The organism is Aeromicrobium sp. (assembly GCF_036676885.1).
In the GTDB taxonomy this organism is placed as follows: domain Bacteria; phylum Actinomycetota; class Actinomycetes; order Propionibacteriales; family Nocardioidaceae; genus Aeromicrobium.
In genome coordinates this window covers 1-4,999 of sequence record NZ_JAKFCB010000153.1, presented here as the reverse complement: position 1 = coordinate 4,999, position 4,999 = coordinate 1, and the positions used below count along the sequence as shown (strand labels likewise).

7 protein-coding genes are annotated in these 4,999 nt (G+C 68.1%); 4 read left to right on the top strand and 3 right to left on the bottom strand.

Going from position 1 to position 4,999, the window contains the following annotated elements; translation table 11 throughout:
• Window positions 1-739, top strand: a 739-nt coding sequence (locus V6M46_RS07515; protein WP_332663414.1) for an aldehyde dehydrogenase family protein, incomplete at its 5' end; no start/stop codon positions are given.
• On the top strand, window positions 736-1,602 hold the full coding sequence (locus tag V6M46_RS07510; RefSeq protein WP_332663412.1) for an aldehyde dehydrogenase family protein: 867 nt from the start codon (window positions 736-738) through the stop codon (window positions 1,600-1,602). The genes V6M46_RS07515 and V6M46_RS07510, both read left to right, overlap by 4 nt.
• 25 nt (window positions 1,603-1,627) lie before the next feature.
• Here the strand turns inward: V6M46_RS07510 and V6M46_RS07505 are convergent, their stop codons facing one another.
• Together V6M46_RS07505 and V6M46_RS07500 are read right to left on the bottom strand one after the other, a co-directional pair.
• Window positions 1,628-2,050, bottom strand: a complete 423-nt coding sequence (locus V6M46_RS07505; RefSeq protein WP_332663410.1) for a nitroreductase/quinone reductase family protein — start codon at window positions 2,048-2,050, stop codon at window positions 1,628-1,630.
• Between the two features lie 32 nt (window positions 2,051-2,082).
• A complete protein-coding gene (locus V6M46_RS07500; RefSeq protein WP_332663409.1) occupies window positions 2,083-2,655 on the bottom strand; it encodes a dihydrofolate reductase family protein in 573 nt (190 codons plus the stop codon).
• 235 nt (window positions 2,656-2,890) lie between these two features.
• Between V6M46_RS07500 and V6M46_RS07495 the strand changes: the two genes are divergently transcribed.
• Window positions 2,891-3,388, top strand: a complete 498-nt coding sequence (locus V6M46_RS07495) for an ATP-binding protein (protein ID WP_332663408.1) — start codon at window positions 2,891-2,893, stop codon at window positions 3,386-3,388.
• 1 nt (window position 3,389) lies between these two features.
• Here V6M46_RS07495 and V6M46_RS07490 read toward each other — a convergent pair whose 3' ends face one another.
• A complete protein-coding gene (locus V6M46_RS07490; protein ID WP_332663406.1) occupies window positions 3,390-3,971 on the bottom strand; it encodes a TetR/AcrR family transcriptional regulator in 582 nt (193 codons plus the stop codon).
• A 107-nt stretch (window positions 3,972-4,078) separates the two neighbouring features.
• Here V6M46_RS07490 and V6M46_RS07485 point away from each other — a divergent pair.
• The coding region (locus V6M46_RS07485; RefSeq protein WP_332663404.1) for an MFS transporter at window positions 4,079-4,999 on the top strand (921 nt) is incomplete at its 3' end.

Below are 4,999 nucleotides of genomic sequence, written 5' to 3'. Positions count from 1 at the left end.
GTCGACCGCGGTGGGCAAGGCCATCGCGCGCTCCGTCGCCGGCACGTCCAAGAAGGTCACCCTCGAGCTCGGCGGCAAGGCCGCCAACATCGTGTTCGACGACGCGCCGCTCGACCAGGCGGTCGAGGGCATCGTCAGCGGCATCTTCTTCAACCAGGGCCACGTCTGCTGCGCCGGATCGCGCCTGCTGGTGCAGGAGAACATCTACGACGAGGTCCTCGACAAGCTCAAGCGGCGCATGTCGACGCTGCGCCTCGGCGACCCGCTCGACAAGAACACCGACATCGGCGCGATCAACTCCTCCGAGCAGCTCGCCCGCATCAAGGAGCTGACCGACGTCGGCGACGCGGAAGGTGCCGAGCGCTGGTCCGCACCGTGCGACCTACCCGACAGCGGGTTCTGGTTCGCGCCGACGATCTTCACCGGCGTCACCCAGGCCCACCGGATCGCGCGCGAGGAGATCTTCGGGCCGGTCCTGTCGGTCCTGACGTTCCGCACGCCGGCCGAGGCCGTAGAGAAGGCCAACAACACGCCGTACGGCCTGTCGGCCGGCGTCTGGACCGAGAAGGGCTCGCGGATCCTGTCGATGGCCAACCAGCTGCGCGCCGGTGTCGTCTGGGCCAACACGTTCAACAAGTTCGACCCCGCGTCGCCGTTCGGCGGCTACAAGGAGTCGGGCTACGGCCGCGAGGGCGGGCGCCACGGCCTCGCCGCCTACCTGCAGGGAGCAGACTCATGACGACCCGCTTGGACGTGCGCAAGACGCACAAGCTCTACATCGGAGGCGCGTTCCCGCGCTCGGAGTCCGGCCGCACGTTCGAGGCCGTCGACGCCAAGGGCAAGTTCCTCGCCAACATGGCGCTGGCCTCGCGCAAGGACGCCCGCGACGCGGTGCTCGCCGCCCGCAAGGCGTTCGGCGGCTGGTCGACGCGCACCCCCTACAACCGCGGCCAGGTCATCTACCGCCTCGCCGAGGTCATGGAGGGCCGGCGCGACCAGTTCATCGAGCAGCTCCGCGCCGCTGAGGGCGTCAACGACAAGAAGGCCACGACCTACGTCGACGCCGCGATCGACCGCGTCGTCTGGTACGCCGGCTGGGCCGACAAGTACGTCCAGGTGCTCGGCAACGCGAACCCCGTCTCCGGGCCGTTCTTCAACCTGTCGACGCCCGAGCCCACCGGCGTCGTGGCAACGATCGCGCCGAGTGGCCCGCTGCTCGCGCTGGTCTCGGTCATCGCGCCGGCGATCGTCACCGGCAACACCGTCGTCGTGGTCGCCAGCGAGAAGTTCCCCGTCCCCGCCGTGACCCTCTCGGAGTGCATGGCCACGTCCGACCTGCCCGGCGGTGTCGTCAACATCCTCACCGGACGGGCCGCCGAGATCGCGCCGTGGCTGGCCTCGCACATGGACGTCAACGCGCTCGACCTGGCCGGCGTCGACGACCCCGAGCTCGCCACCTCGCTCGAGGTCGCGGCTGCGGAGAACCTCAAGCGGGTGCTCCGAGCGCCTGCCACGCCGGTGGACTCGCTCGCCGAGCCCTCGCTCGCCCGCCTCGAGGCCTTCGTCGAGACCAAGACCGTCTGGCACCCGATCGGCGTCTGAATCCGGCAGACATCCTCCCGCGAGCTCACACCGGCGTGAGGACGAACACCGGGATCTCCCGCGCGGTACGGGCGTCGAAATCGCGAAGCGCCGGCGACCCTTCGAGCAGCGTCGGCCACAGGTCGACACGAGCCGCCGGCCCCCACTCCTCGGCCTGCATCGTCAAGGTCTGCCTGCCCAGCTCGACGGTGACCATGGGATGCGCCCTGAGGTTGTGGACCCAGCTGGGATGGGTCGGCGACCCTCCGTTCGAGGCAGTGACGACCACGCGGCCGCCGTCTTGCGGGATGCCGATCAACGGGACGACGCGAACGGCCCCGGTGCGGGCACCGATGTGGTGGACGAGGATCACCGTCGCACCGGCCAGGTCCCCGCCGAGCTGACCGCCGTTCGCCCGGAACTCCTCGATGACTCCCTGGTTGAAGTCGTTGTCATGCTTCTGACGCATTGCGACCCCCTGCTCGATCGCCAGCCGTCCGGCTATCGGATCCCGTACACCAGGCTCACGCGCCCGTCCGAGAGCTTCCCGACATCTCTCAGCTCGAGCCCACGTCGGCTGACTGCGGAGAACAGCTGGCTACCCTCTCCGGCGATCAGGGGATACACGATCAGTCGGAGCTCGTCGAGCAGTCCGGCCTCGATGATGCTCGACGTGACCCGTGCGCCGCCCATGAGATAGATGTCCTTGCCGGGTTCTTCCTTGAGCGCCGCCAGATCGTCGAGACTCCGGAGAAAGCTGGTCTTCGGCCAGCCGGCCGACGTCAGGCTCCTTGACAACACGTAGTGCGGGGTCTTGGCGGCGAAGCCGGTCCATTCGATCTCACCTGGTGTCGCCAGCTTGCCGCTGACCGGGTTCGGCTGGTCCGGATCAGTCCGGAACGGCGTCCAGTACGCCTCGTAGCCGGGATACATCGCTCCCCCGAGCACGCATGCGTCGACCCGGTCTGTCAGCCCGTACTCCTCGGACCAGGCATCCACCCAGTCCGCGATGCCTTCGTCGCCCTCAGTCTTCGCATCGAGCGAGATCTTCATTCCGGCAATCAGCTTTCGCATGTCAGCTTCTCCTCCTGGTCATCGACCGTGTCTCGCGGCTGCCACCAACTGCAACCTTTGGTTGCGTCTCAGATTACCGGCGACTCCCACCGCGCGCAACCATGGGTTGCATGTCCGGAGTCCGGTCAAACCTCCGGCAGCGCCTGACCTAGGCTGGTGCTTCGTGGGCGTCGTCATCTTCGCCGGGCCTTCAGGGTCCGGAAAATCTCACCTGGCTGAGCGCCTGGGGTGGCCAGTGCTTCGCCTCGACGACTTCTATCGCGACGCCGACGAGCCCGACATGCCGCGCTCGAGCCTCGGGATCGTCGACTGGGACGACGCCGCATCATGGAGCTCGGTCGACGCCGTCGGGACGATCGCCGAGCTGTGCGCAGCCGGCACCGTCGAGATCCCGGTGTACGACATCGCGGCCAGCCGGCGGACCGGCACCCAGACGTTGTCCGCTCCCAGTGGCCGATTCATCGCTGAGGGACTCTTCGCCCCGGTCATCGTCGACGCCTGTCGCGAGGCCGGCATCCTGGACGCCGCGATCTGCCTGCGGCGCCACCGCGTGATCACTTTCCTCCTGCGCCTGACGCGTGACCTGCGCGAGGGCCGCAAGTCGCCGTTGGTCCTCGTACGCCGGGGGTGGCGACTGCTCAAGGACGAGCCCCGCATCGTGGCCGAGGCCGTGGCACACGGGTGCGACCCGATGACCCCGCGCCAGGCGCGAGCGCTGCTGCAGGGCCGCTGACTCAGTCGGCCAGCTCGGTCCGCTGCGCCTCGGGTCGCAGCCCATCGAGCGCGATGCCGAGCATGCGCTCCCACGACCACACCGGCACCCCGCTGAGGCCGCTGAGCGAACAGGAGATCAGCCCGAGGTCATTGCCCCGGATGTCGTCGCGCAGCACGCCGGCCTCCTGCGCCCGGCGTACGAGTCGATCGCCCAGCTCGGAGAGACCGCAGGTCTCGGCCGTGTGGATCATGAACTCGCCGTGCTCACGGAACACCTCGCCGAGGGCCCGGTCGGCGGCCTGCAGGGCGGCGGCCTGCTTGAGGAACGTGACGATCGCCTCCCACGGGTCCTCGATCTTCATCGCGTCGTCCGCGTACTTCGCGAGCTTGTCGAACTTGTCGGTCGCGAGCGCGTCGAAGAGCGCCTCCTTGGTCGGGAAGTGCCGGTAGACCGTGCCCACCCCGACCTTGGCCCGCTTGGCGACATCGTCGATCTGGGCCTGCGAACCTTGCTTGGCGAAGATGTGGCGGGCGGCCTTGAGGATCGCCTCGCGGTTGCGACGTGCGTCGGCCCGCAACGGTCGCTCCTCGGTCATCGACATGCCTCAAACGTACGGGTTGACAAACGGAACCGCAACTCCATATCGTTGCGGAAGCGGACCTCAGGTTCCGGTTCTAGATTCCGTTCTCATCACTCCAGGAGTGCTGCATGTCTACCGTTTCAACCGAGCGCAAGGGCTTGATCCTCGCTCTGCTCGCGGCGGCCCAGTTCGTCGTGGTGCTCGACGCCTCGATCGTCAATGTCGCGCTCCCCTCGATCGGGCGCGAGCTCCAGCTCGACCAGGACAGCTTGTCCTGGGTCGTCAACTCGTACGTCCTGGTGTTCGGCGGGTTCCTCCTGCTGGGCGGCCGGGTCGCCGACCTCATGGGTCGCCGCCGGATCTTCATCGCCGGCCTCCTCCTCTTCTGCGTCGCCTCCCTGCTCGGCGGGTTCAGCCAGAACGAAGGGCAGCTGATCGCCGCCCGCGTCGTCCAGGGACTCGGCGCCGCGCTGCTCTCACCGGCCGCGCTCGCGATCCTCACGACGACGTTCGCCGAGGGTGCCGAGCGCAACAAGGCGCTCGGTGTCTGGGGCGCGGTCGCCGGATCCGGTGGCGCCGTCGGCGTCCTGATGGGCGGTGTCCTGACCGAGTCGCTCGGCTGGGAATGGGTCCTGTTCGTCAACGTCCCGATCACCGCTCTGGCTGCGTACGGCGCGATGCGCGTGCTCGGCGAGAGCCGCGACGAGACGGCGACCTCGTTCGACGTCTTCGGTGCCGTCACGATCACCGCCGGCCTGTCGCTGCTGGTCTACACGATCGTCGACGCCAACGACTCGGGCTGGGGCTCGACCAAGACCATCAGCCTTGCTCTTCTGTCGTTCGTGCTGATCGCCGCGTTCATCGCGATCGAGCGGGTGTGGAAGCAGCCGCTGCTGCCGTTCCGGATCTTCCGTAACCGGACGCTGACCGGCGCCAACCTGACCGCCGTGTTCGTCGCGATGTCGCTGTTCTCGATGTTCTTCTTCGTGTCGCTCTACATGCAGCAGGTGCTGGGCTACTCGGCGCTCAAGGCCGGGCTGGCGTACCTG

What these genes read in the sequence shown, in the direction of transcription:
- V6M46_RS07510 (WP_332663412.1), top strand. Translation starts at nt 736, where the DNA reads ATGACGACCCGCTTGGACGTGCGCAAGACGCACAAGCTCTACATCGGA.
- V6M46_RS07500 (WP_332663409.1), bottom strand. Translation starts at nt 2,655, where the DNA reads ATGCGAAAGCTGATTGCCGGAATGAAGATCTCGCTCGATGCGAAGACT.
- V6M46_RS07505 (WP_332663410.1), bottom strand. Translation starts at nt 2,050, where the DNA reads ATGCGTCAGAAGCATGACAACGACTTCAACCAGGGAGTCATCGAGGAG.
- V6M46_RS07490 (WP_332663406.1), bottom strand. Translation starts at nt 3,971, where the DNA reads ATGTCGATGACCGAGGAGCGACCGTTGCGGGCCGACGCACGTCGCAAC.